General features: G+C 58.6%; 20 protein-coding genes and 1 pseudogene. 13 read left to right on the plus strand and 8 right to left on the minus strand.

All coding sequences use genetic code 11. From position 1 onward, the window contains the following. Positions 1–3: 3 nt before the first annotated feature. From AC0L2L_RS25205 to AC0L2L_RS25250, 10 genes are all read left to right on the plus strand, one after another. Positions 4–1,110: an electron transfer flavoprotein subunit alpha/FixB family protein gene (locus AC0L2L_RS25205; protein WP_473582111.1), complete on the plus strand. Its 1,107-nt coding sequence runs from the start codon at positions 4–6 to the stop codon at positions 1,108–1,110. Positions 1,111–1,121: 11 nt separating this feature from the next. After that, positions 1,122–2,429, plus strand: coding sequence for an FAD-dependent oxidoreductase (locus AC0L2L_RS25210; protein ID WP_473582113.1), 1,308 nt, complete (start codon positions 1,122–1,124; stop codon positions 2,427–2,429). Between the two features lie 12 nt (positions 2,430–2,441). Then, complete coding sequence (locus AC0L2L_RS25215; protein WP_473582115.1) at positions 2,442–2,741, plus strand: ferredoxin family protein; 300 nt, start codon at positions 2,442–2,444, stop codon at positions 2,739–2,741. Between the two features lie 160 nt (positions 2,742–2,901). Further along, the gene (gene nifA / locus AC0L2L_RS25220; protein ID WP_473582117.1) at positions 2,902–4,662 is read left to right on the plus strand and encodes a nif-specific transcriptional activator NifA; all 1,761 of its coding nucleotides are present in this window, start codon (positions 2,902–2,904) and stop codon (positions 4,660–4,662) included. A gap of 252 nt (positions 4,663–4,914) precedes the next feature. Beyond that, the gene (nifB, locus tag AC0L2L_RS25225) at positions 4,915–6,396 is read left to right on the plus strand and encodes a nitrogenase cofactor biosynthesis protein NifB (RefSeq protein WP_473582119.1); all 1,482 of its coding nucleotides are present in this window, start codon (positions 4,915–4,917) and stop codon (positions 6,394–6,396) included. A 33-nt stretch (positions 6,397–6,429) separates the two neighbouring features. Continuing rightward, positions 6,430–6,624: a 4Fe-4S dicluster domain-containing protein gene (locus AC0L2L_RS25230; protein WP_473582121.1), complete on the plus strand. Its 195-nt coding sequence runs from the start codon at positions 6,430–6,432 to the stop codon at positions 6,622–6,624. A 91-nt stretch (positions 6,625–6,715) separates the two neighbouring features. After that, positions 6,716–7,042, plus strand: coding sequence for a nitrogen fixation protein NifZ (locus tag AC0L2L_RS25235; protein ID WP_473582123.1), 327 nt, complete (start codon positions 6,716–6,718; stop codon positions 7,040–7,042). Then, a complete protein-coding gene (gene nifT / locus AC0L2L_RS25240; protein ID WP_473582125.1) occupies positions 7,039–7,251 on the plus strand; it encodes a putative nitrogen fixation protein NifT in 213 nt (70 codons plus the stop codon). The genes AC0L2L_RS25235 and nifT overlap by 4 nt, the downstream gene beginning before the upstream one ends. A gap of 41 nt (positions 7,252–7,292) precedes the next feature. Further along, the gene (locus tag AC0L2L_RS25245; protein ID WP_473582127.1) at positions 7,293–8,204 is read left to right on the plus strand and encodes an SIR2 family NAD-dependent protein deacylase; all 912 of its coding nucleotides are present in this window, start codon (positions 7,293–7,295) and stop codon (positions 8,202–8,204) included. After that, positions 8,179–8,475: a hypothetical protein gene (locus tag AC0L2L_RS25250; protein WP_473582129.1), complete on the plus strand. Its 297-nt coding sequence runs from the start codon at positions 8,179–8,181 to the stop codon at positions 8,473–8,475. The genes AC0L2L_RS25245 and AC0L2L_RS25250 overlap by 26 nt, the downstream gene beginning before the upstream one ends. Before the next feature lie 173 nt (positions 8,476–8,648). Here AC0L2L_RS25250 and AC0L2L_RS25255 read toward each other — a convergent pair whose 3' ends face one another. The 3 genes from AC0L2L_RS25255 to AC0L2L_RS25265 all read right to left on the minus strand — a co-directional run bounded on the left by AC0L2L_RS25255 (position 8,649) and on the right by AC0L2L_RS25265 (position 11,934). Next, on the minus strand, positions 8,649–9,602 hold the full coding sequence (locus tag AC0L2L_RS25255; protein WP_473582130.1) for a GDP-L-fucose synthase family protein: 954 nt from the start codon (positions 9,600–9,602) through the stop codon (positions 8,649–8,651). A gap of 105 nt (positions 9,603–9,707) precedes the next feature. Next, positions 9,708–10,808 carry a GDP-mannose 4,6-dehydratase gene (gene gmd, locus AC0L2L_RS25260; RefSeq protein WP_473582132.1) on the minus strand — a complete coding sequence of 367 codons (1,101 nt, stop codon included), beginning with the start codon at positions 10,806–10,808 and terminating at the stop codon, positions 9,708–9,710. Positions 10,809–10,944: 136 nt separating this feature from the next. Continuing rightward, positions 10,945–11,934 carry a nodulation protein NodZ gene (locus tag AC0L2L_RS25265; RefSeq protein ID WP_473582134.1) on the minus strand — a complete coding sequence of 330 codons (990 nt, stop codon included), beginning with the start codon at positions 11,932–11,934 and terminating at the stop codon, positions 10,945–10,947. A gap of 1,069 nt (positions 11,935–13,003) precedes the next feature. Here AC0L2L_RS25265 and AC0L2L_RS25270 point away from each other — a divergent pair. The 3 genes and pseudogenes from AC0L2L_RS25270 to nifA (AC0L2L_RS25280) all read left to right on the plus strand — a co-directional run. Further along, positions 13,004–14,314 (plus strand): annotated as a pseudogene (locus AC0L2L_RS25270) (dicarboxylate/amino acid:cation symporter); the annotation flags it as partial. Between the two features lie 487 nt (positions 14,315–14,801). Further along, positions 14,802–15,833 (plus strand): LacI family DNA-binding transcriptional regulator, encoded by a 1,032-nt coding sequence (locus tag AC0L2L_RS25275; RefSeq protein ID WP_473582136.1) that lies wholly within the window; start codon positions 14,802–14,804, stop codon positions 15,831–15,833. 623 nt (positions 15,834–16,456) lie between these two features. Next, positions 16,457–18,199 (plus strand): nif-specific transcriptional activator NifA, encoded by a 1,743-nt coding sequence (gene nifA, locus AC0L2L_RS25280; RefSeq protein WP_473582138.1) that lies wholly within the window; start codon positions 16,457–16,459, stop codon positions 18,197–18,199. 491 nt (positions 18,200–18,690) lie between these two features. Here nifA (AC0L2L_RS25280) and AC0L2L_RS25285 read toward each other — a convergent pair whose 3' ends face one another. From AC0L2L_RS25285 to AC0L2L_RS25305, 5 genes are all read right to left on the minus strand, one after another. Then, positions 18,691–18,876, minus strand: coding sequence for a hypothetical protein (locus tag AC0L2L_RS25285; RefSeq protein WP_473582140.1), 186 nt, complete (start codon positions 18,874–18,876; stop codon positions 18,691–18,693). Positions 18,877–18,982: 106 nt separating this feature from the next. Further along, positions 18,983–19,573, minus strand: coding sequence for a NodA family N-acyltransferase (locus AC0L2L_RS25290; protein ID WP_473582142.1), 591 nt, complete (start codon positions 19,571–19,573; stop codon positions 18,983–18,985). Positions 19,574–20,056: 483 nt separating this feature from the next. Beyond that, positions 20,057–20,794 carry a 3-oxoacyl-[acyl-carrier-protein] reductase gene (fabG, locus tag AC0L2L_RS25295; RefSeq protein ID WP_473582143.1) on the minus strand — a complete coding sequence of 246 codons (738 nt, stop codon included), beginning with the start codon at positions 20,792–20,794 and terminating at the stop codon, positions 20,057–20,059. 292 nt (positions 20,795–21,086) lie between these two features. Continuing rightward, on the minus strand, positions 21,087–22,295 hold the full coding sequence (locus AC0L2L_RS25300; RefSeq protein WP_473582145.1) for a beta-ketoacyl-[acyl-carrier-protein] synthase family protein: 1,209 nt from the start codon (positions 22,293–22,295) through the stop codon (positions 21,087–21,089). Next, on the minus strand, positions 22,296–22,574 hold the full coding sequence (locus tag AC0L2L_RS25305; RefSeq protein ID WP_473582147.1) for an acyl carrier protein: 279 nt from the start codon (positions 22,572–22,574) through the stop codon (positions 22,296–22,298). Positions 22,575–22,638 lie beyond the last annotated feature (64 nt).

Raw genomic sequence — 22,638 nt, forward strand, 5'->3', positions numbered from 1 at the left:
GAGATGTTGAAGGCGAACCGCGAAACCCCTGCTTCCGCCGGCCGTGCCGGCATCAAGAAGGAATTGCCTGAGCACTTTCGGGACTATCGCCATGTCTGGGTATTCATGGAACTCGAACGCGGCGAGGTCCATCCCGTCTCCTTCGAACTGCTTGGCGAAGGCCGCAAGCTCGCCGACAAGCTTGGCATCCAGCTTGCGGGGATCGTGCTCGGACCGCCGGGTGAGACCACCCAGCATGCCGTTGCGGAGGCCTTCGCTTACGGGGCCGACCTTGTCTACCTCGTCGAGGCACCGCTGCTTGCCGATTATCGCAACGAGCCTTTCACCAAGGCCATGTCGGATCTGGTCAATGCCCATAAACCGGAGATCCTGCTTCTCGGTGCCACCACGCTCGGCAGGGATCTCGCTGGCTCAGTAGCGACGACCTTGCTGACAGGGCTCACTGCCGACTGTACCGAACTCGATGTGGATGCCGATGGTTCGCTCGCCGCGACCCGTCCTACTTTCGGCGGTTCCTTGCTATGCACGATCTATACGCTCAACTGCCGGCCGCAGATGGCCACCGTACGACCGAGGGTTATGGCCATGCCACCGCGGACGGATAAGCCGGTCGGGCGTGTCATCCGGCACGAGCTGTCGATGATAGAGGAAGAGATCATCACCAAAGTCCTTGGCTTCAGCCTCGATGGCCAATCGGAAAAGGCAAATCTCGCCTACGCCGACATCGTGGTTGCCGGAGGCCTTGGCCTCGGCTCAGCGGAGAATCTGCAGCTTGTGAAGAATCTAGCGCGCGCAATCGGCGCGGAATTTGGCTGTTCGCGCCCGCTGGTCCAGAAGGGCTGGATGCCGGCCGATCGGCAGGTTGGCCAAACGGGCAAGACCATCCGGCCAAAGCTTTACATAGCGGCCGGGATTTCGGGCGCCATTCAGCATCGGGTTGGCGTGGAGGGGGCTGATTTGATCGTGGCCATCAACACCGACCCGAATGCCCCGATCTTCGACTTTGCCCATCTCGGCATCGTCACCGATGCGATTCGTTTCCTGCCGTCATTGACGGAAGCTTTCACCCGGCGACTGTCGCCGCACAGCCACGACAAGCTTGCGAGCTAAGGGAAACGGCCATGATCGAGGAAGAATTCGACGTCATCGTCGTCGGGGCCGGTATGTCAGGAAACGCGGCCGCCTACACTCTGGCAAGCCAGGGCTTGACGGTGCTTCAGCTGGAGCGCGGCGAGTATCCCGGCTCCAAGAATGTTCAGGGCGCCATCATGTACGCTGACATGTTGGAGCAAATCATCCCGGATTTCCGGAATGATGCGCCTCTCGAGCGGCATCTGGTCGAGCAGCGATTCTGGGTGATGGACGACACCTCCCACACCGGGATGCAGTATCGATCGGATGATTTCAACGAGGCGAAACCCAATCGCTACACGATCATCCGCGCCCAATTCGACAAGTGGTTTTCGCGTAAGGTGCGCGCGGCCGGCGCGACGGTTCTGTGCGAGACGACGGTGACCGAACTCGTTCGCAATGCCAGGGGCAAGGTGATCGGCGTGCGCACCGACCGGGCTGGCGGGCCGATCTACGCGGACGTCGTTGTGCTCGCAGAAGGTGTCAACGGACTGCTCGGTACACGGGCCGGCCTGCGCAAAATGCCGAAGCCAGAAAGCGTGGCGCTCGCTGTCAAGGAAATGCATTTCCTGCCCGATGAGGTCATTGAGCAGCGGTTCGGCCTCCAAGGGGACGAAGGCTGCGTGATCGAAGCGGCGGGTACGATCTCCCGCAGCATGGCCGGACTTGCGTTCCTCTACACCAATAAGGAGTCGATCTCTCTCGGCATCGGCTGCCTCGTCTCCGATTTCGCCAAGACAATGGAGAGCCCATACGTCCTCCTCGACGCCTTCAAAAACCATCCTTCGATCCGGCCGCTGATCGCGGGCTCGGAAGTCAAGGAGTACTCCGCCCATCTCATTCCCGAAGGTGGCTACAAGGCAATTCCGCAGCTCTTCGGCGACGGGTGGGTCGCTGTCGGCGATGCCGCCCAGCTGAACAACGCTATTCACCGCGAGGGTTCGAACCTTGCCATGACTTCCGGTCGGATCGCGGGCGAGGCAATCATTGACATCAAGGGCCGGAACCAGCCGATGATCACGAGGAACCTAGCGCTTTACAAGACCATGCTGGACAAGTCCTTCGTCGTCAAAGACCTGATGAAATATAAGGACATGCCGGCCCTGATACACACCAATTCCCGCAATTTCTTCATGACTTACCCGCAGTTGATGTCGCAGGCCGCGCAGAACTTCATGCGCGTCGACGGCACTCCCAAAATCGACAAGGAGAAGGCAACCACTGCTGCCTTCATCAAGGCGCGTTCGCGCTGGGGGCTGATCAGTGATGTGGTCCGTCTGGCACTTGCATGGCGCTGAAGGAGAGACAGGATGACGATTGCCGTGACGAAGTTACGCGTCGAGGAGAAGCTGTACCAGAACCGTTATCTGGTCGATCCGGGCCGCCCGCATATCACAGTGAAGCCGCACGAGAGGCCGAGCGCGAACCTGCTTGCGCTGACACACATCTGTCCGGCCAAGTGCTATGAGTTGAACGACAAGGGCCAGGTGGAGACCACTTCTGACGGCTGCATGGAATGCGGCACGTGTCGCGTGCTGTGCGAGGGCAACGGTGAGATCGTGTGGAATTATCCGCGCGGCGGCTTCGGCGTTCTCTTCAAGTTCGGATGACTGGCGCAAAGTGCGATAACGATAGGTTCGCAATCGCGTTGAAGCCCCTTCAATATTGTCCGCAAAAATTGCCGAAAAGCTGACAATACTATGTTCCTTGAACTCTACATACAAGAACTGGCTCAGGAGGAGCACCTTAGACAACCATTGAGGTGTTCGCATGGCTCACATGCTTCCAGATCAGGCCGGTGAAATTGCATCAAGCAACACCCCGTCTGAGCCTGCGCTCGAAGCGGTGCGCGATGCGGAGAGCTTGCTCAGGGGCATCTACGAGATATCGAAGATTCTGACGGCCCCGGCCCGGCTGGAGATTACGCTTGCCAATGTCGCGAACATCCTCTCTTCGTTTGTGCAGACGCGTCATGGTGCAATCGTCCTCCTGGACGCCGAAGGACAGCCGCAGATTAGCGCAACTGACCGCGGCACTGTGCCTCGATCAGGCGCCGGCAGCGTCGTACCCCAGGCCGTAATAGACAAAATCGTCGCTACCGGAGCGCCGGTCGTCATACAAGACACCAGCACCTCTGAGCTATTTCAGGCTGATCCTCAATCGAGCAGCGATACGATCGCAACTGCCTTCATCGGTGTCCCGCTAAAGGCTGACGAAAAGATCTTCGGGACACTGTCGATCGACCGCGACAGGAACGTCACCACCAAGTTCCGCGACGAGGAGGACCTACGCTTCCTGGCCATGGTCGCCAATCTGGTCGCTCGGACCATTCGCCTCCATCGCACTTTGAGCACAGCTCGTCAGCAACTTGTCGAGAAGCAACCGGGACCAGAGCAGTCGCTCGACGAGGATAGGACCCACCCGGCCCGGCATCCGCATGTTAAGATCGACGGAATCATCGGAGAAAGTCCCGCCCTCAAGCAAGTGCTCGAGATCGTCTCGGTCGTGGCCAGGACCAATTCCACCGTGCTTCTGCGAGGCGAAAGCGGTACCGGCAAGGAGTTCTTTGCCCAGGCCATCCATAGGCTTTCTCATAGGGGGCAGAAATCCTTCGTCAAGTTGAACTGCGCCGCACTGCCCGAAAGCGTTTTGGAATCGGAACTGTTTGGCCACGAGAAGGGTGCGTTCACCGGGGCTATCCTGCAGCGGGCCGGCCGGTTCGAATTGGCTAATGGCGGGACCCTGCTGCTTGATGAAATCGGCGAGATTTCGCCTGCCTTCCAAGCCAAGCTGTTGCGCGTCTTGCAGGAAGGAGAACTGGAGCGAGTGGGCGGCACCAGGACCCTAAAGGTCGACGTGCGGCTCATATGCGCCACCAACAAGGACCTCGAGACGGCCGTCCGGAATGGAGAGTTCAGGGCCGACCTTTATTACCGCATCAATGTGGTGCCAATAGTCCTGCCTCCGCTCAGAGAGCGGCCGGGCGATATTCCACGTCTTGCGAAAGCCCTCCTCGACAGATTCAACAAGGAGAATCATCGCGATCTTTGCTTCACGCCATCGGCGCTCGACCTGATGTCGCAATGCTATTTCCCTGGCAACGTGCGTGAGTTGGAGAATTGTGTGCGACGGACGGCCACACTTGCGCGTTCGATGACAATAACTGCGTCGGATTTCGCCTGCCAGAACAGCCAGTGCCTTTCTTCGCTTCTGTGGAAAGGAGTCGGCCGTTCGAATGCGGGCTATGCCGTCGACGAGTTCGCACGTGGCAATGTGATGCCGGTTGGTTCGCCGCTGCCTGCCATGCGAGTCGGCGCTTCCCAGAACGAGGCTTCGCCCGGCAAGACCTGCGACCCCACTGATCCCGCTTGTCCTGCAATGAACCCGCGTCTGACGGAACGCGACCGACTGATCGATGCAATGGAGAAAGCCGGCTGGGTTCAGGCCAAGGCGGCTCGTTTTCTCGGTCTCACGCCGCGGCAGGTCGGCTATGCTTTGCGCCGGCATCGCATCGGCGTGAAGAAGTTCTAAATGTCGTGGATACACGATTTGGGGGCACGGCTGCTCCCCGGCAATGCGCGCAACTGAGACACGATCGGGTACGTTTAGCGACCACGTTTTGACCGTCGTCGGGGACCTGACACAACCGTGTCGCAGGAAACGGACACGGTGGGCACAAAGGCCGACATAAAAGCCAACATTGACGGATAAAAACCGCTTTTCGAGTTGGCATATCTCTTGCGCTCTGAAGTGCGATGCTCATACCACGTACGGAGCCGTTTGATGTCCGCACCGCTGATTTCGCTAAACGGCCATTCCGGCACGACAGTCTTCGATCAGTCGCCGGCGAGAGCGAAATCGGCTGGCTGCGCATCTTCATCCTGCGGCTCCTCCGCAAAGCCGCACGAGATGGACACAGCTGTCTGGGAGAAAATCAAGGATCATCCCTGCTTTTCAGAGGAAGCGCACCACTATTTCGCGCGCATGCATGTGGGCGTCGCCCCGGCCTGCAATATTCAATGCAACTACTGCAATCGCAAATATGACTGCGCCAACGAAAGCCGGCCTGGGGTCGTCTCGGAAAGGCTGACGCCCGACCAGGCACTGCGCAAGGTGATCGAGGTCGCCAACGAAGTACCGCAGCTTTCCGTACTTGGCATCGCCGGACCGGGTGATGCCTGTTACGACTGGAAGAACACAAGGGCGACATTTGAACGGGTCGCCAAGGAAGTCCCCGACATTAAGCTGTGCATCTCCACCAACGGGCTCGCGTTGCCAGACCGCGTCGCCGAGCTTGCCGAAATGAATGTCGATCACGTGACGATCACCATCAACATGGTCGACCCGCAGATCGGTGCCAAGATCTACCCGTGGATCTTCTATGATCGCCGCCGTTATACCGGCGTTGCGGCAGCCACGATCCTGCACGAACGACAGATGTCGGGGCTGGAGATGCTGACGGCGCGCGGCATCCTCACCAAGATCAATTCGGTAATGATCCCCGGCGTTAACGACGACCACCTGGTCGAGGTGAATAAATGGGTCAAGGAGCGCGGCGCATTCCTGCACAATATCATGCCGCTGATTTCCGACCCGGCGCACGGTACGCACTACGGCCTGAGCGGGCAGCGCGGCCCCAAGCCAATGGAGTTGAAGGCCCTTCAGGATCGTCTCGAAGGCGGCGCCAAGCTGATGCGCCACTGTCGGCAGTGCCGGGCCGATGCGGTCGGCCTGCTCGGCGGGGATCGTGGCCAGGAATTCACGCTCGACCGCCTTCCCGACAAGGTCGCCTACGACGCCAGCAAGCGCGCGACCTATCGGGCGGTGGTCGCGCGCGAGCGGGGCGATCGCAGGGCGGCCAAGAGCGAGGCGCTCGAGATGGTCAAGAGCGCGGGCTCCGGCAAGTCGCTTCTGGTCGCGGTGGCGACCAAGGGTGGCGGCCGCATCAACGAACATTTCGGCCACGCGAAGGAATTCCAACTTTACGAGGCCTCGCCGAAAGGGATCAGCTTCGTCGGTCATCGCAAGGTCGAACAGTATTGCCTCGGCGGCTGGGCCGAGGACAAGAACCTCGACGGCGTTATCTCTACGCTCGAAGGCGTAGACATCGTGCTGTGCGCGAGAATTGGAAATTGCCCCGAGGATCGCCTCAAGGAATGCGGTATCCGAGCAACAGATGCTTACGGGTATGACTACATCGAGCCCGCCATCGGCGCGCTTTACGCCGCCGAGTTTGGGGGCGAGCCACTGGCTGCGACGGCCTGAGCCGTCTCATTCCAAACCGAACCGGAGTTGTAAATGGCCTTTAAGATCATCGCTTCCCAGTGTACCCAGTGCGGCGCCTGCGAGTTTGAATGCCCTTCCGGCGCGATCAAGTTCAAGGGCGAGACCTACGTGATCGATCCGAAAAAGTGCACCGAATGCGAGGGGACGTTTGAAACGCAGCAATGCGCCGCGGTTTGTCCGGTATCGAAGACTTGCGTCCCCGCCTGACCCTCCATTTCGGCCATCCATACAGTCGAGGCGCCTCGGCAGGACCATTGACTCCTTGCTGAAAAGCCGCAGCCGCGAGAAGGGAACAGCCATGAGCCTCGGACGCGAACAGGACGTCGAAATCCGTTCACCCCCGCGATTCTTGCCAGGTGAGCGGGTCCGCGCCACACGCCACATAAAGAATGACGGCACCTATCCCGGCAAGGATATCGGCCAAAACCTGGTGCGCAAAGGCGACGAGGGCTATGTGCGCGACGTCGGCACCTTTCTCCAGCAGTTCTACATCTATGCGGTCGAATGGGTCGATCGCGGCACCGTCGTCGGCATGCGTGCGCGTGAGCTCATGAGCCTTGAGACCGCTCGGACTGCTTGCTGTGCCGAAGTCGGTGCTGGCTTTAACAAAGGAACGGCCGGATGAAGGTAATGATCCGCAGGACCGGTGATCGCTTGTCGGCCTATATTCCCAAAAAGGATCTCGAAGAGCCGATCATCAAGGTCGACAACGAGCACCTATGGGGTGGGGCTGTGACGCTCAAGAACGGCTGGCGGTTAGTCCTGCCCGACCTTCCTCGGGATACGCCTTTGCCGATTACCGTGGAGGCAACGAAGATTTCTGACGAGGACTGACCTTCGGGTCGACACAAAGAGAGCGGCAAAGGGATACGAGCATGAACACAATGACCTCGGGCCACCTCGTCGTCGTTCGGGACAGTTTTGCCGAAAGGCAGCTTGATCTTTTGAAGAAAGCGCTCGCGGCCGACGAGGTCATCCCCTATCTCGGTCCAGGTCTGCTTGAGATCCGCTCCGCGGGACCGCCGGTACCGCATACCCCCGAAGCCGTTGCCGCAGCGCTCAACAAGCGCACGCCGGCCCCTGCGAAGATTCGCACCAACATGTGGTCGGTTGCGCAGTACATCGAACAGCGCCGGCACCGCCGGACGCTTCAAGTTTGGATGGCAGAAATATTCGCGCATCCGGTGGTGCCGACCGTCTTGCATACCTGGCTTGCAAGGCTGCCGCTCTCCGTGATCGTCGACAGTTGGTACGACGGTGCCATGCGGGCTGCCCTAATACAGGCAAGCCGAACGGACGTCGTCGAAATACAGGGCGTAACACGGGCGCACGAGATCGGCGACATTTGGACGAAAGCCTACGATTTGTCCGGGATATTACTCGAATCCGCACCAGCGGCGAAGACGGTTCTTTACGCCCCTCATGGCGGTGCCAGGCCGGCGGCAAACTTCCTCGTCGCGGATTCCGACTACGTTGAAGTGCTGAGCGAAATCGACATCCAGACGCCGATTCCTCACCTCGTGAAGGAACGGCGAGCCAGCCGTGGTCTTTTCTTCCTCGGCTGCCGCTTCAACGATCAGATGCTGCGCACCTATGCCCGACAAATCATGAAGCGCTCCAATGGCCCACATTTTGCGGCAATCGATTCAGCAACGCTGACCAAGAACGAGCGTCGTTTCCTTGCAGCAAGCGCGATCACGGTCATTGACATGCCCACCGGTCAAGCCGCGGCCCACCTGGTCGGACTGGGCAAGACATTGCATGAAGGCAAAAGCGCAGTCCTTTGATCCTTTCCCGGACGCCTCAACAGCTATCGCCGAAAAAGTTAAACCCGGAATTGATTTCGGAGGTTTTCGACTCCGAGAGGCGCTGCTGTTTCGAGCCAGCACTGGCTCGAAACAGCCGGCCGGAGTCGTCTGGCACCAAGGTCGGCGGTGCGGAACCATACTGGAGTATTGTCGCGGCGAGCGCTCGCAGCTGATCGACTTACTCAGCGGCAAAGGCCGTGCGCGCGGCACGATGATCATGACCGCGTTGGGGTCGATCCGATCGAGTTAAGGCCAAGCGTGCTCACAGCATAGCGGTCACCTGCCACTGACATCCCAGAGCGTCAGGATGATCGCGCTACGCCAGCTTGGCGCTCTGCACACGCAAGTGATAGGTTCAGGGCAAGCCGCTTCGCCATCAACGAGACCCGGACATGCAGTCCAACCAGGATGCGCGCATCAACATCAAGTCCCATGAACGCGGAGAAAATCCTCATACATCGCTTGCAACCCGGCACCAAGTGGCGTTTTGGCTTTCCAGCCAAGGTTACGCAAGCGCGTTACGTCCAGTAACTTGCGCGGAGTACCGTCTGGCTTCGTCGTGTCGAATACCAAATTGCCCTCCCAGCCGACGGCCGCCTTAACCAGTTCCGCTGCCTCGCGAATTGTGACGTCCTCGCCAACGCCGACATTAATCAGGGGCGCCGTGTCGGGAGCTGTTAACGCGTCAAAGTCCGAATCTGCCAAGCCAATCAGGAATGCAATGGCATCGCCTACATCCGACGAATACATAAACTCTCGCCGAGGCTTTCCGGATCCCCAGACCTCTACCGAGGAGTCGCCGTTCAATTTAGCCTGATGAAAACGGCGTATCAGAGCAGGCAGAACGTGGCAATTTCCGGGGTCATAATTATCGCCGGGACCATATAAGCTGGTCGGCATCAACGTGAGATAGCGCGTCTGGTACTGCCGGTTAAAAGACCAGCATGACTCGATTCCTGCGATTTTTGCCAAAGCGTAGGGACGATTCGTCGCTTCAAGCGGACCCGTTAGAAGGTATTCCTCACGTATCGGCTGCGGGCAGTCGCGTGGATAGATACACGAGGAGCCAAGAAAAATCATCCGCTCGACGCCGGAAGCGTAAGCGGCATCAAAAACACTAAGTTGGATGGCCAGGTTGTTATGAAGGAAATCGACGGGGGAGCTAGCGTTCGCCAGTATACCACCAACCTTTGCGGCGCACATAACGACGTAATCGGGCCGCCGCGACATGAAGAACCTGCGCGTCTCGCTCCGATCAAATAGATCCAGTTCGTCGTGAGTGCGTGTTATTATTTCATAGGAACCTAACGCCTCTAGCGCTCTCATTGTGGCGGATCCAACAAGGCCGCGATGGCCTGCTACATAGACTTTCTTCATCTTTATTTTCCATTGATAGCGCTAATAGCGCTCTAGCCGCTTCTTTGGGCCATTTCTTAAGGCCACCATGGCACTTAACAATAATCCGGCATGGCGTCGCCGTTGTCAGCATAACTCTCGTGGACTGTGTGAATGATAACCTTGCTTCATCAGCACTGCATCACGCTCTGCCATGCGCAAATCTTCCCGAACCATTTCCCTAACCAATTCAATGAAGGAGATTTTGGGCGCCCACCCAAGTTTTTCTTTGGCCTTGCGGGCATCGCCGAGAAGTGTCTCGACTTCTGCAGGACGAAAATAGCGGGGATCTACTTTTACGATCAAAGCGCCCGTCTCTGCATCGTACCCCTCTTCGTCGATCCCTTCCCCTACCCAACGAACACGAATGCCGAGTTCAGCGGCCGCGACAGTGACGAATTCGCGGACCGAATGTTGCTCGCCGCTGGCGATCACGAAGTCTTCAGCTTGCTCCTGCTGTAGCATCAACCACTGCATCTGGACGTAGTCTCGGGCGTGCCCCCAATCGCGAAGCGCATTAAGATTGCCCAAGAAGAGGCTCCGCTGCATCCCAAGCTTAATCCGAGCCAAGGCACGCGTGATTTTGCGTGTTACAAATGTTTCCCCGCGGGCGGGTGATTCATGATTGAATAGGATGCCGTTACATGCATACAAACCGTAAGCTTCTCTATAGTTTACGGTCATCCAGTGAGCATACAATTTGGCGACAGCGTAGGGGGATCGGGGATAAAACGGTGTGGTCTCGGTCTGTGGCGTTTCCCGCACCAGCCCGTAGAGCTCAGACGTCGAGGCTTGGTAGTAGCGCGTATGCTTGACGAGCCCCAGGATCCGAATTGCCTCGAGGATACGCAGCGCACCCAGGGCATCGGAGTTCGCGGTGTATTCTGGTTCTTCAAAGGAGACTGCAACGTGGCTCTGAGCTGCCAAATTGTAAATTTCGTCCGGCTGAACCAGTTGGATGACGCGCGTAAGGCTGGACGAGTCCGTCAAATCACCGTGGTGAAGTGTAAGATCCACGCCACCTTCATGAGAGTCATGATAGAGATGGTCAATACGATCTGTATTGAAAAGAGACGAGCGTCTCTTTATCCCGTGTACAGAATAGCCTTTTTCTAAAAGCAATTCTGCGAGGTAGGAACCGTCCTGCCCCGTGATCCCGGTGATTAAAGCTACTTTTCTCTGGGACAAGCTTGAGTCCTTTTGATTTTGACGCGCCCTCGAAGATGCTTGCCTGGAGCGGGGTTGCGTGGCGAGAAGGGCGCGAATTGGGCAGGCCGACCCGCGGCGCTGCGCGAGGAAGAGTTCGATCGCGATGCCAACGCTTTCATGGAGCCGGGGAACGTTCTAAAGCGTTATCAATCGAGATCAGACGACGCGGGTCATTTAAATCGAATTCGATAATTCGCGGCACGAAGAGGCGGGCATAGCGGCTGAAGGCGCTAGTCGGAGGAAAGCGAATAACAGTGTCGCATCGACCGAGGAGATACATCTCAATGAGAGCGGAAATCCCCCCCTCGGCACCCAGTGCTGCACTGTGCAAGGGGCCGGCCTGATCGGCCTGGAAGCGTTTTGGGATCGTGAAGATTTCGGGAAATAGGCCCGACAAGTGATCAACAACCTGGGCGCTGTCTGTGCACAAGAACACCCTTACAGGCCTTGGATGCGGTTGCGCTTTGGCCATACGAATGGCAGTGCATACCTGCTCTAAGGCAATCTTTGGATCAGCCCAGTAAGGTGCGTGATCCATAACATTCTCGCCGTTGCCGTGGCGGACATGGACCCCAATTATGCTGTGCCCCGCAAAGTGTTCGTCGTAAAGCGCTTCGATCCGGTCCTCGATTTCGACCCTCGGTGTGATGCTCCGAAATATCGTTCGCTCGGCTTGCTCATCGCAACGCCACATCAAGCACGCATCACATACTACCGTGTTGGCTTCACAATCGTCTTTGGCCTCGAAGAGATCTTTAAGCTCATCACGTTCTTGGAAAATCTGTTCATCCGGGCGGTACACGCAGTCTATGGATGGCTTGTTCCACCACGACGGGAAGAAGGGACCGGGGAATGAGATGTGGTTGATTTGGTCATCGCAAATGACGGGTACACCAGCGATCTCTTCAATGGGTTTGAAGAAAGCCAGAAAGGCATTCGCAAAAGAGTCCTTAAGGTAACATGAGCCGCGCCAATCTATTGCTAAAGCTCGGCCCGTTCGATGTGCGTAGTCCCAAGCCGCCGCGAGAGACCACAGGCAATCACCGAGACCTTCGCGCCGCCGAGATACAACGAACCGATCCATCCTTGAGCTGTTAACAAGCATCTACATTGTCCCTTTCAGAACACCATGAGCATTAAGATGGTTGAACGTGTCTGGCCCGGACCAGCCACCACCGATCTTGGTCGTTGCCAATTGCATTGTTATAAACTTCGCATTCGGCGGTGCACGTCACATGGGCGGTCTATGAACGCCAGGCTCGGATTGGTAAAATCGATTGTTTAGATCGCGAGCATCCATGCTATGGATAAGTGATAGCCTTCTCATCGAGCTAATCAAACCCCTTGAGAAGCGGGCGCTCGGTAAGGTCTTCAGCTCTCGTGCAGCCGCTTGTGATGGCCTAAGCCGATGAGGGCAGAGAACGCATGGCCGCACAGCCTGCTTGTCGACACGCCCTTCACATGCATCTCGGCTAGGTGACGGCTACGGCGCTCCGAACGCTGGTGGCGCTCGAAGGCTCGGTGGAGAAGCCGCCGGCTCCGTCATGCGCAACCCGCAGCTCAAACACGTCGACACGGATGACGAGTGTGCGGCCATAATAAGATCCGAGCGATAGCCCAGCCGCTCCGTGTGCGTTCTCCATGAGAAGCGATCGGCGACTGAATCGCTCGCGGCAACCCTGGCGCTTGCCATTGGCGGTCCAGGAGCCGTTGTTGACCGGCATCAGCATGAGCGCCTTGGCTCCGCGGGCCGCAGCATAATTGGGCGAGCTTGCTCTGGTGTGGACCGGCGGGGCTTGCTTCACGTCGCGACGAGAGGATCGGGATGTCTTCGCGCCTTTTCGCGAAGCGGTGGGATGCAGAGCGTCAACACTTTCGCTGGGAGGCGCCCTTGCCAATGTCTTTTTCTGCCCATTGCATTCTTCAGACCGCCATTGACGAGCCATAGTGCGGGATTCCGCCAGGAGGGGAAGGCGATCCGTGCAGAAAACCGCACAATCTTGCTGCGCAATTGTAGCAAATACCGGAGACCCCGGCTGTTTCCGCGTTTTCTTGGCATGGGCACGGCTCTTGCGACCAACATTGCAGCAGCGTCCGACCGGAGCGCGGCGATGGGAGAAGCGCGGGACGGGAGGACGAGCCCGCCCCCAACCGGTCAGGGAGAGAAAACTTACATGTTGACCCCACTGGCCGCCAACGCAAACCGCGCACCCCGCAAGACTCTTTGCGCCAAGCCCTACGTGCAAGTGCTTGTCGCAATCATGCTTGGAGTTGCAGTCGGCCATTTTTATCCGCAAATCGGAGAAAACCTGAAGCCGCTCGGCGATGCCTTCATCAAGCTCGTCAAGATGATCATCGCGCCCGTAATTTTTCTGACCGTGTCGACTGGAATTGCCGGCATGAGCGATCTTCAGAAGGTCGGCCGTGTTGCCGGCAAGGCGATGGTCTATTTCTTCACCTTCTCGACGCTCGCGCTTATCGTGGGCCTCATCGTCGGCAATGTCATTCAGCCTGGCGCCGGCCTCAACATCGATCCGACCTCGCTCGACGTCCAGGCCGTCAATGGCTATGCCGCAAAGGCCCACGAGCAGTCCGCGACCGGTTTCCTGATGAACATGATCCCGACGACGATTGTCGGCGCCTTCGTGGAAGGCGACATTCTACAGGTATTGTTCTTCTCTGTGCTCTTCGGCATCGCGCTGGGCATGGTCGGAGAAACGGGAAAATCGGTTCTTTCCTTCCTTCAGAACCTCACTGCACCCGTTTTCAAATTGGTCGGCATCCTGATGAAAGCCGCGCCGATCGGCGCTTTCGGAGCAATGGCCTTCACGATTGGCAAATATGGCATCGGTTCGGTGGCCAACCTTGCGATGCTGGTTGGCACCTTCTATCTCACGGCCTTCCTCTTCGTGTTCGGGGTTCTCGGTGCAGTCTGTCGCTACAATGGCTTCTCGATCTTTTCTCTAATCCGCTACATCAAGGAAGAGCTGCTGCTGGTCCTCGGAACGTCTTCCTCCGAGGCCGCGCTGCCCTCTCTCATGGAGAAAATGGAAAATGCCGGCGCCAAGCGTTCGGTCGTGGGCCTGGTCATCCCGACCGGATACTCCTTCAATCTGGACGGCACCAATATCTACATGACCCTCGCGGCCCTTTTCATCGCGCAGGCGACGAATACTGATCTGTCAGTTGGCGATCAGGTCCTCCTGCTGCTTGTAGCGATGCTTTCCTCCAAGGGTGCAGCAGGTGTTACAGGTGCCGGCTTCATCACGTTGGCCGCTACGCTCTCCGTAGTGCCGTCCGTTCCCGTTGCTGGAATGGCGCTCATCCTTGGCGTCGACCGCTTCATGTCGGAATGCAGGGCACTCACGAATTTGATTGGTAACGCGGTGGCATCGCTGGTCGTCGCCCGCTGGGAAGGCGAATTGGATCAGGCGCAATTGGAAGCTGCGTTCGGCGGCCACCAGCCTGCCGAGACATCAACCGGCCAGCCAAAGATAGGGCCCGAGCCGCGCAAGTCGGCAGCATCGCTACCGATTGAATCGCCTGTCTGGTCGCAAACGCCTGACAATCGAGCCGCGGGTTCCAAACAGCCTCTCGGGGGGCCGATGAAATCTCGCCCCGGCATGACACACAGGCCATCGATGATGCGCTTACGCTTGCGAAAATTGCGACGGTTCGTGGAACCGGGCGCGGAGCTCGATCCGAGCGCACTGCGGTCAGCTCTCGTCGACACGGCTGAACAATTCGCTCGCGCCCTTCGCACTGAAAGCGACCTTGGCATAGAGGAATCAATGATCTATGGGCATGATGATGTCGAAGACGGTCGGAAGGCGGTGGTTCCATATTTCGGCTTCTACCTCGCACCACGCCACGACAAGAATTCCGGTAGCGAAAAGGATCAATGCAGGAATGACAGATTTTACTTACCTTTGCCGGGTTTATTCCTGATGTCGTTTTAATCAGACTCGGACTATGGCGAAGCGACCCACAATTGCTGATGTCGCCCGGGAAGCCGGGGCCAGTGTTGCCACCGTTGACCGAGTCCTGAATGCCCGTCATCCGGTGCGGGAGGAGACTGCGCAGCGGGTCTTAGCAGCGGCACAGGCCATCGGATATCACGCCGCAGGTCTTATCAAGCAGCGCCTGCAGCGGGACCTGCCGCAATATCGACTTGGCTTCATCCTGAGAAAGCCGAATCACCACTTCTACCAGGGCTTCGCGCGTGAGATCGAAGCGGCGGTCAGCGCGGCGAACTGCTTCCATGGCACTTCGCTCCTCGCATTCGCGCCGTCGCACATGCCGTGCGACCTTGTTCCACTGCTCAAGGAATTCGGCGCGCGCTGCCACGCGATCGCCATGGTGGCGCCGGACCATCCGGCGATCACGGCAGCCGTCCAAGAACTCAAGGTAAAAGGCATCCCCGTTTTCTCGCTGCTTTCCGATTTCGCCGAAGGTGTTCGTGAGGGTTATATCGGCCTCGACAACCGCAAGGTCGGGCGGACGACAGCGTGGATGCTTTCAAAGGCCGCAAGACGGCCGGGCAAGGTGGCGGTTTTTGTCGGCAGCCACCGTTTTCAGGGGCAGGAGCTGCGGGAGGTCGGCTTTCGCTCCTATTTCCGTGAGAATGCACCGACATTCGAGATGCTCGATCCGCTCGTCAACCTCGAGGGACGGCAGATCACCTACGAGGCTACGCTGGATCTCATGCAACGTGAACCCGAACTCACCGGCTTCTATGTGGCCGGCGGAGGTATGGAGGGAGCGATCTCCGCGCTCCGTGAAGAAGGCGAAAGCCGGGGTCTCGTCGCGATCGTTAACGAGATCACGCCGGAGTCACGAGCAGCACTCGCAGATGGCACGATCACGATGTCGGTCGCCACGCCCCAGCGCCTGCTTTGCCAGGAACTGATGGCGCTGATGGCCCAGGCCATCAAGGTCGGCACTTCGGAGACGCTTGGGCAGACTTTTCTGCCGTTTGAGATCTATCTGCCGGAAAACATCTGAAAAACTGATAAAATATTATCATGACAGCCTAATTTCCTTTCATCGATGAAAGAAAAGCATTGGGAGTTTGGTTGACTCCCCTGCGTCATTCCGGTCTCGTTCAACAACGCCTGGTTGCTGCGCGGCGGAAGCCAGTCAGCCAAGAACGACGAGCCGCACTTCATGGAAGAGAAAGGGAAGGCCATGCGTCAAGCATCGCCCCGCTTTGCGATCGACCCCATGACGCCGCCCCAACTTGCCCGGGTCGTGCTTGCCCGCGGCGCCCGCCTGACAGGCGCCGACGTTACCTATCACGGCGGCAAGCCCATTGCTGCCGTCAAGCCGGCTGCAGACGTCCGTCTCGCTGGCCGACCAAGCGTCACGATTATCTCCATCAAGGCCTTTTCGTGCTTCAATGAATGCCCGGCTGCCAGGCCGAGGCGAGCAAACTCGTCGATTAGGCCTGCGGAGCGTAGACGCTCACGAATGCGACTCGCCGAGGAAATCGACGGGCTCGATAATAGGCGCACTTGCCTCCAGCATCGATCCCTTGGCGCGAGATGGATGATCACATGCAATACGATGCTCGCAACTCCGAGCAAACTGCCAAGTAGATCTCGTCACGCTGCATATCGCTTCCAAAAATGAAAATGCCTAATTCAAAGTGCGAGTCGAATCACGTGGTCCGTATTGTGCCGTTGGACGAGAGGGCGCCAGAGAGCTTTGAAACATCAAAAGCACTCACCGGCCCCTCTGCGCTCGAACCGATGTTGGCCAACGTCGTCGATCTCCTGCCATCGTTGGTGCAGGTGAGGCACGGCATCATCTCGCTCTTCGATGGCGCCGGCGCACCGGAGATGACCGTCGGCGCGGGCTGGAGCGAAGGCAGTGATGAGCGCTACCGGAAGCATCTGCCACGGACGGCGATAGACCAGATCGTAACGACGGGAATGGCGCTCGTCGCCGAGAACATAGCGCTGGATCCGGCCTTCAACGCTGCCGACAAGGACGTACTCGGGGCGTCCGACAACATCAAAGTGTCGTTCATCGGCGTACCCATTCGCGTCGATGCCAACGTCGTGGGCACGCTGACCATCGACCGCATCCTGGACAACAAATCAGCTTCCCTCCTCGATTACGACCTCCGCCTCCTTACCACAATCGCCAATCTGGTCGGGCAGACAGTGAAGCTGCAGCGCATGTTCGCGTCCGACCGTGAGCGACTGATGGCCGAGAAAATCCGCACGCAAAAGCAATTTGGCGAACTCAAGCAGCCTGGACATGAGGGCAAAAGGCCTCATGTCAAGGGGATCATTGGCGACAGCCCGGCGCTGCTCAGGCTGCTTGAGAAGGTCGCGTTAGTAGCCAGGTCCAACAGCACCGTTTTGCTGCGCGGCGAATCCGGAACCGGCAAGGAACTGGTCGCCAAGGCCATTCACGAGTTGTCGGGGCGCGCCAAGCGGCCGTTCATCAAGCTCAATTGCGCAGCGCTCCCGGAGACAGTCCTGGAATCCGAACTGTTCGGTCACGAAAAGGGTGCCTTTACCAGTGCATTCAATTCGCGCAAGGGGCGGTTTGAGCTCGCCGACAAGGGAACGTTGTTTCTGGATGAGATCGGCGAGATTTCGGCCTCGTTCCAGGCAAAGCTGCTGCGCGTGCTGCAGGAGCAGGAGTTTGAGCGCGTCGGCAGCAACCAGACGATTAAGGTCGACGTCCGCGTGATTGGCGCCACGAACAGGAACCTGGAAGACGCGGTTGCAAGGAACGAGTTTCGCGCCGATCTTTATTATCGCATCAGCGTTGTTCCTTTGCTGGTGCCGCCGTTGCGCGAAAGACGCGGTGATATTCCGCTCCTTGCCGCTGAGTTTCTCAAGAATTTCAACAGCGAGAACGGCCGTACGCTGGTCTTCGATGCGAGTGCGACTGACGTGCTGATGAACTGTGCTTTTCCCGGCAATGTCCGCGAGCTTGAAAATTGCGTGCAACGGACAGCGACCCTGGCAGCGGGAGCATCAATCGGCAGAAAGGATTTTGACTGCTGCCACGGCCAATGCCTTTCCGCGATGCTATGGAAGAACGCATCGAAGGAGACAGCGCCGAAATTGGAGCCGATCGCACCATCGACACTGAACCCGGCAATGCAATCGTCTGGTGCTTTTCCTTCGGCCGCTGTTGCGGCCCCGCTTGTTGGGAGCGAACAGGCACTAACAGCGCCTCTTCGGCCAGGCCTCGTAAGCGACGCGGAGATGACCAATCGCGAGCGTCTCATCGCGGCCATGGAAAGATCCGGCTGGGTACAAGCAAAGGCAGCGCGCCTGCTTGGACTGACGCCGCGCCAAATTGGTTACGCGCTGAGGAAATACGGTATCGAGATCAAGTGTCTCTGAGCCGGCTGTCGGGCTTCCGATATGTCGGGGCCGCGACACAACGAGCGAGGCGAATAGCTGGGGGCAAATCAAACATTGATTGGTTCGGCTCGGACCTTCGTTGGTGAGGCGGTGGAGCCTTTCCTGTCGGTGCTGGCCGTAATCAAAAACAGGCCCGCTCGACCGCACGGCACTCGGCATCGCGTCAAGCTGGTGCGAACACAGCGCCGTCATGGTCGCCCTGTCGGCCACTCCACTGGCCGATACCGCATGTCGCGCCATTGAAGCTGATGCAAGGCTGCAGAGTTCGTTTTCGTGTACACGAGACGATAAGGTTAGATCCAGGGTCGGTCGGCTGGCCGCTGAAAGCAGCTCGACATCGTAGGTGCAACCACCATCCCGAATATGGCCAGCCGAACGGGCGCAAGCAGCACTGGAGTGGGCCTTCGGCAAAGTGTTTCCCGCCGGCGCCAAGCGCTTACCAGCCGTCGAACGCCTGATCCGGTCACATATCAGCGTTCGTCGACCGGTGGTTTGGCAGCAAGGCCGAGCCTGCCTCGTTGGCCATCAGCGAAATTTTCGGCGGGAGACTGTGTCTTGAACCGAAGAACCGTCAGCTTGCCGTCCTCAACAATATGAACGACCCATCCCCCATCGCAACGCTTAACGCGCACGTCATTGGGTTCGCCAGCCACCATTGCTGCCCCCTCATTTCGTCGCCTCAAGGTGAGACTGGAAGTCGTTCCCGCACATCGGAAAACGCCGGACCTTACGCAACGGCAAGAACCGATTTTGGCATAGGTTTCATAGCTCCGGGCCGTTCCTAACGATCAGGGTGCCGGACGGCCACTCGCTCATCGCGCGTCCAATCGGCACAACTACGACCAGCACGTCCTCGACTCGCGTGGGCGGCAGGTCGAGATACACATCTGGGAGAGTGGACTGCACGCGAACGCCCGACACAATCGCTGCTAGGCCGTCTCTGCAGAACCTCTCCATATGATTCCGCATCGCGTGCCGAACGGTGCCGAAAGCAAATGGAACTCCGAACTGCCGCAATATTGGATATAAAACGCGCATTGAATGACCGATCCCTTGTCCCTCAAGATCCGCACGCACCCCGTACAACCCCATGTCAGCCACCAGGACCTCGACCTCGTCAACCTTGATGAAGCGGCGTAGTATGCCGATATGAGCCGCTACGCCGTGCGCGTCGTAGCTGATTGCGCGGAGTTCCGGCCTCGCACCGGCCCAGCTACGGCCGCCTTCGAATGGCTCTGAGTTGGAGGCCCCAGTCGGTCCGTAGGTCTTTCGGAAAAACTCGGAGAGTTGGACATGGTCAGCCTGTTGCAAGTCACTTTCCCAGCACAACCTCCACTGCACGTCAGAGCACATGGAAAAACCTCATCTTTGTTGCTGTTTGTTGAAAGCGCCTAAATTAGCAGAGGGGCGCTTGTCCCATCGAGTCGGCTCGATGTAGCTTGCGCAGGTCACCGAAGAAACTAGCCACGATGAATATGCGAATCCGCTGTGTTGCGAGCACACCGGAAGGCGTACACCGGAAGAATATTGCTCGGAGCCAATACAAACATCGACAGCCACCTTTGACTTACGTCTTTGAAATCTTCCTATGCGACGTTACGCAGAATTGGCAAAATCGTTTGTTTCGATGAATGCGTTCCACGCGATGGATAAGAAAAGACATGCGTTTCAAAGAGCTTGATCTCAATCTCCGCCCAGGGCGGCCTTGATCACGAGGCTTCGACCCGGCCAGTTGCCGCCGACCCGCTCGTCAGTTGCCAGACCAACCGACTGCTATCCGGGTGGGAACCTTCCTCCACTGTTGATACGCGTCATCGGGGCACTGAACTTCTCATGCTAAATCATTGCCATACCACCGTTCACATGAACGGTCTGGCCGGTGATGTAGGCGGCCTCGCTCGAGGACAGGTAGACCACAGCCGAGGCGACTTCCACGCCGGTGCCCATGCGCCTGGCCGGAATGACGGCCATGATTGCTTCTTTCTGCTTGTCATTCAGCTTGTCGGTCATGGCCGATTCGATAAAGCCCGGCGCCACGCAGTTCACCGTCACGCCGCGTGTCGCGATCTCCTGCGCCAGCGATTTCGAAACGCCGATCATGCCAGCCTTTGAGGCGCAATAGTTCGCCTGGCCGGGATTGCCGGTTACGCCGGACACGGACGTGATGTTGATGATGCGGCCGTTGCGGCGGCGCATCATCGGATGGGTCAGTTCGCGGGTGAGCCGAAACATGGCGGTCAGGTTGATCTCGAGGACTGCGTCCCAGTCCGCGTCCGACATGCGGATAAAAAGCCCGTCCTTGGTGATGCCGGCATTGTTGACCAGTATGTCGACGCCTTCGAGATCGGCTTCCGCCTTTGCGCCCAGCGCCTTGACCGCGTCGCGGTTCGAGAGGTTCGCCGGAAACAGTTTTGTCCGCTCTCCAAGTTCGGCAGCCAACGCCTCGAGCTTTTCGACACGCGTGCCATGCAAGCCGACGGTTGCGCCCTGCGCGTGCAGCGCCCGCGCCACGGCCTCGCCGATTCCACCGCTTGCCCCGGTGACGAGCGCCTTCCGGCCGGTCAGATCGAACATTGTTATCGATTTCCCTTTCTAAGGACCGGCTTCGCAAGGAAGCGGCCACTGGCGGCGTGCCTCTAGACATTGTCGGGTAAAGCTTTGGACAAACCGTCGAGCCTAATCGAAGGGCCTCGCTTAACCTTCCGGGCAGCGGTACGTCCACGCCGCTTCAACAGCTGAGAATTTTGCGAAAACGGGGCACCTGGCGCATTCACCGAGGCGGTCCAAGGCCACGTCCTTCACAATCGTGATCCGGCAAGCATTTGAATACGAGAGATAGAGTTGCTGGAGGCATCTCGCATGGCTTCTACACCTGCTTGAACGCCAAGACTGCGTTCATGCCGCCCATGGCGAAGGCGTTGCTCAGCGCCACGCGCACCTTGCGCTCGCGCGCTACATTGGGCGTGACATCGAGATCGCAATCGGGGTCTGGCTCGCGATAATTGGCGGTCGGCGGTACGACGCCCTCCTGGATCGCCATGACGCAGGCGATCATTTCAAGTGCGCTCGCCGCGCCGAGGCAATGCGCGTGCATGGACTTGGTGGACGAGACAGACATCGAATAGGCATAGTCTGCGAAGACGCGCTTGATCGCCGCCGTCTCAGTTCGGTCGTTGGCCTTGGTGCCGGTGCCGTGGGCGTTGAGGTAATCCACGTCCTCGGCATTCAGCCCGGCGTCGGCAAGGCAAGCGCGCATCGCGGCCTCCGGCCCCTCGATGGATGGCGCGACGATGTGGAAGGCATCGCCGGAAAGGCCGATGCCTCCAATCTCGGCAAGCATTGTCGCACCGCGCGCCGCGGCATGCTCATAGCTTTCCAGCACGGCCATGCCCGCACCCTCACCTATCACCACTCCCTTCCTGTCGGCGGAGAAGGGCCGGCAAGTATCCGGAGCGAGGGCGCGCATTGCTTCCCATGCCTTCAGCTGAACGGCTACGAGTGGCGCTTCGGCGCCTCCGGCAAGCATCACGTCGGCCCGGCCGAGCCTGATCTGATCCGCCGCCGAAGCGATCGCATGGTTGGCTGATGCGCATGCAGACGCGATGGCAAAGACCGGGCCGCGCAGGCCGAGGCTCATGCTGACCTGGCTGGCAGCGGCGCTCGGCAATCCCTTTGGTGCAGCGTAGAGGCCAGTGCGCTTCGCGCCGTCCAAATAGATGGCGCGGTAGGTTTCTTCGACCGTTCCCCAGCCCCAGCCGCAGACGCCCACTGTCGCGCCGAAGCGATACGGATTTTCCTTGTCGCAGGAAAGTCCGGCGTGTTGCACGGCTTCGCGCGCTGCAAGCACAGCGAGCAAGCTGAGGCGGTCCATGGAGACGAGCTGGCTGCGGCCGATGTCGTGCTTCGGCAGCTCCTTGATCTCGGTACCGACAGTGCCCTTCATCTCATGAAGCTCGGAAGTGACCATCGGGCGAATGGCGGAGCGGCCTTCGCGCATCTCTTTCCAAATAGAGGCGGCGTTGTTGCCTAGGCCGCAAAGCCCGCCCATCCCAGTGATGACGACTCGCCTGTTCAATCAGACCTCCTTCGCGAGCAAACCGCGGACGGCTTCCACCATGTCGCCGACATTTTTGAGATTCGACCAGGCGTCGGCCGAGTTCATGTCGATCTTGATGTCGTAGGCCTGCTCCACATCCCAGAGGAGATCCGCCAGACCCAGCGAATCGACTCCGAGCGAGGTCAGTTCCGTGGCAGTCGTTATTTCGCCGATGACGGATACACTTCCCTCGCCGTTTTCCAATTCGATGCGCTTCTTGATCGTGGCAATGATTTCTGTCGCGAGTTGATCAGCCATTCTGTTCCTGTCCATAGTGATGCCTTTTGACTTGGACGCCGCGCCATGCCTCAGCCAGCCGCGT

The sequence above is a fragment of the Mesorhizobium sp. WSM4832 genome (assembly GCF_055811115.1).

What these genes read in the sequence shown, in the direction of transcription:
- AC0L2L_RS25205 (WP_473582111.1), top strand. Translation starts at nt 4, where the DNA reads ATGTTGAAGGCGAACCGCGAAACCCCTGCTTCCGCCGGCCGTGCCGGC.
- AC0L2L_RS25210 (WP_473582113.1), top strand. Translation starts at nt 1,122, where the DNA reads ATGATCGAGGAAGAATTCGACGTCATCGTCGTCGGGGCCGGTATGTCA.
- AC0L2L_RS25215 (WP_473582115.1), top strand. Translation starts at nt 2,442, where the DNA reads ATGACGATTGCCGTGACGAAGTTACGCGTCGAGGAGAAGCTGTACCAG.
- nifA (WP_473582117.1), top strand. Translation starts at nt 2,902, where the DNA reads ATGGCTCACATGCTTCCAGATCAGGCCGGTGAAATTGCATCAAGCAAC.
- nifB (WP_473582119.1), top strand. Translation starts at nt 4,915, where the DNA reads ATGTCCGCACCGCTGATTTCGCTAAACGGCCATTCCGGCACGACAGTC.
- AC0L2L_RS25230 (WP_473582121.1), top strand. Translation starts at nt 6,430, where the DNA reads ATGGCCTTTAAGATCATCGCTTCCCAGTGTACCCAGTGCGGCGCCTGC.
- AC0L2L_RS25235 (WP_473582123.1), top strand. Translation starts at nt 6,716, where the DNA reads ATGAGCCTCGGACGCGAACAGGACGTCGAAATCCGTTCACCCCCGCGA.
- nifT (WP_473582125.1), top strand. Translation starts at nt 7,039, where the DNA reads ATGAAGGTAATGATCCGCAGGACCGGTGATCGCTTGTCGGCCTATATT.
- AC0L2L_RS25245 (WP_473582127.1), top strand. Translation starts at nt 7,293, where the DNA reads ATGAACACAATGACCTCGGGCCACCTCGTCGTCGTTCGGGACAGTTTT.
- AC0L2L_RS25250 (WP_473582129.1), top strand. Translation starts at nt 8,179, where the DNA reads ATGAAGGCAAAAGCGCAGTCCTTTGATCCTTTCCCGGACGCCTCAACA.
- AC0L2L_RS25255 (WP_473582130.1), bottom strand. Translation starts at nt 9,602, where the DNA reads ATGAAGAAAGTCTATGTAGCAGGCCATCGCGGCCTTGTTGGATCCGCC.
- AC0L2L_RS25265 (WP_473582134.1), bottom strand. Translation starts at nt 11,934, where the DNA reads ATGCTTGTTAACAGCTCAAGGATGGATCGGTTCGTTGTATCTCGGCGG.
- AC0L2L_RS25275 (WP_473582136.1), top strand. Translation starts at nt 14,802, where the DNA reads ATGGCGAAGCGACCCACAATTGCTGATGTCGCCCGGGAAGCCGGGGCC.
- nifA (WP_473582138.1), top strand. Translation starts at nt 16,457, where the DNA reads ATGAAAATGCCTAATTCAAAGTGCGAGTCGAATCACGTGGTCCGTATT.
- AC0L2L_RS25285 (WP_473582140.1), bottom strand. Translation starts at nt 18,876, where the DNA reads ATGGTGGCTGGCGAACCCAATGACGTGCGCGTTAAGCGTTGCGATGGG.
- AC0L2L_RS25290 (WP_473582142.1), bottom strand. Translation starts at nt 19,573, where the DNA reads ATGTGCTCTGACGTGCAGTGGAGGTTGTGCTGGGAAAGTGACTTGCAA.
- fabG (WP_473582143.1), bottom strand. Translation starts at nt 20,794, where the DNA reads ATGTTCGATCTGACCGGCCGGAAGGCGCTCGTCACCGGGGCAAGCGGT.
- AC0L2L_RS25305 (WP_473582147.1), bottom strand. Translation starts at nt 22,574, where the DNA reads ATGGCTGATCAACTCGCGACAGAAATCATTGCCACGATCAAGAAGCGC.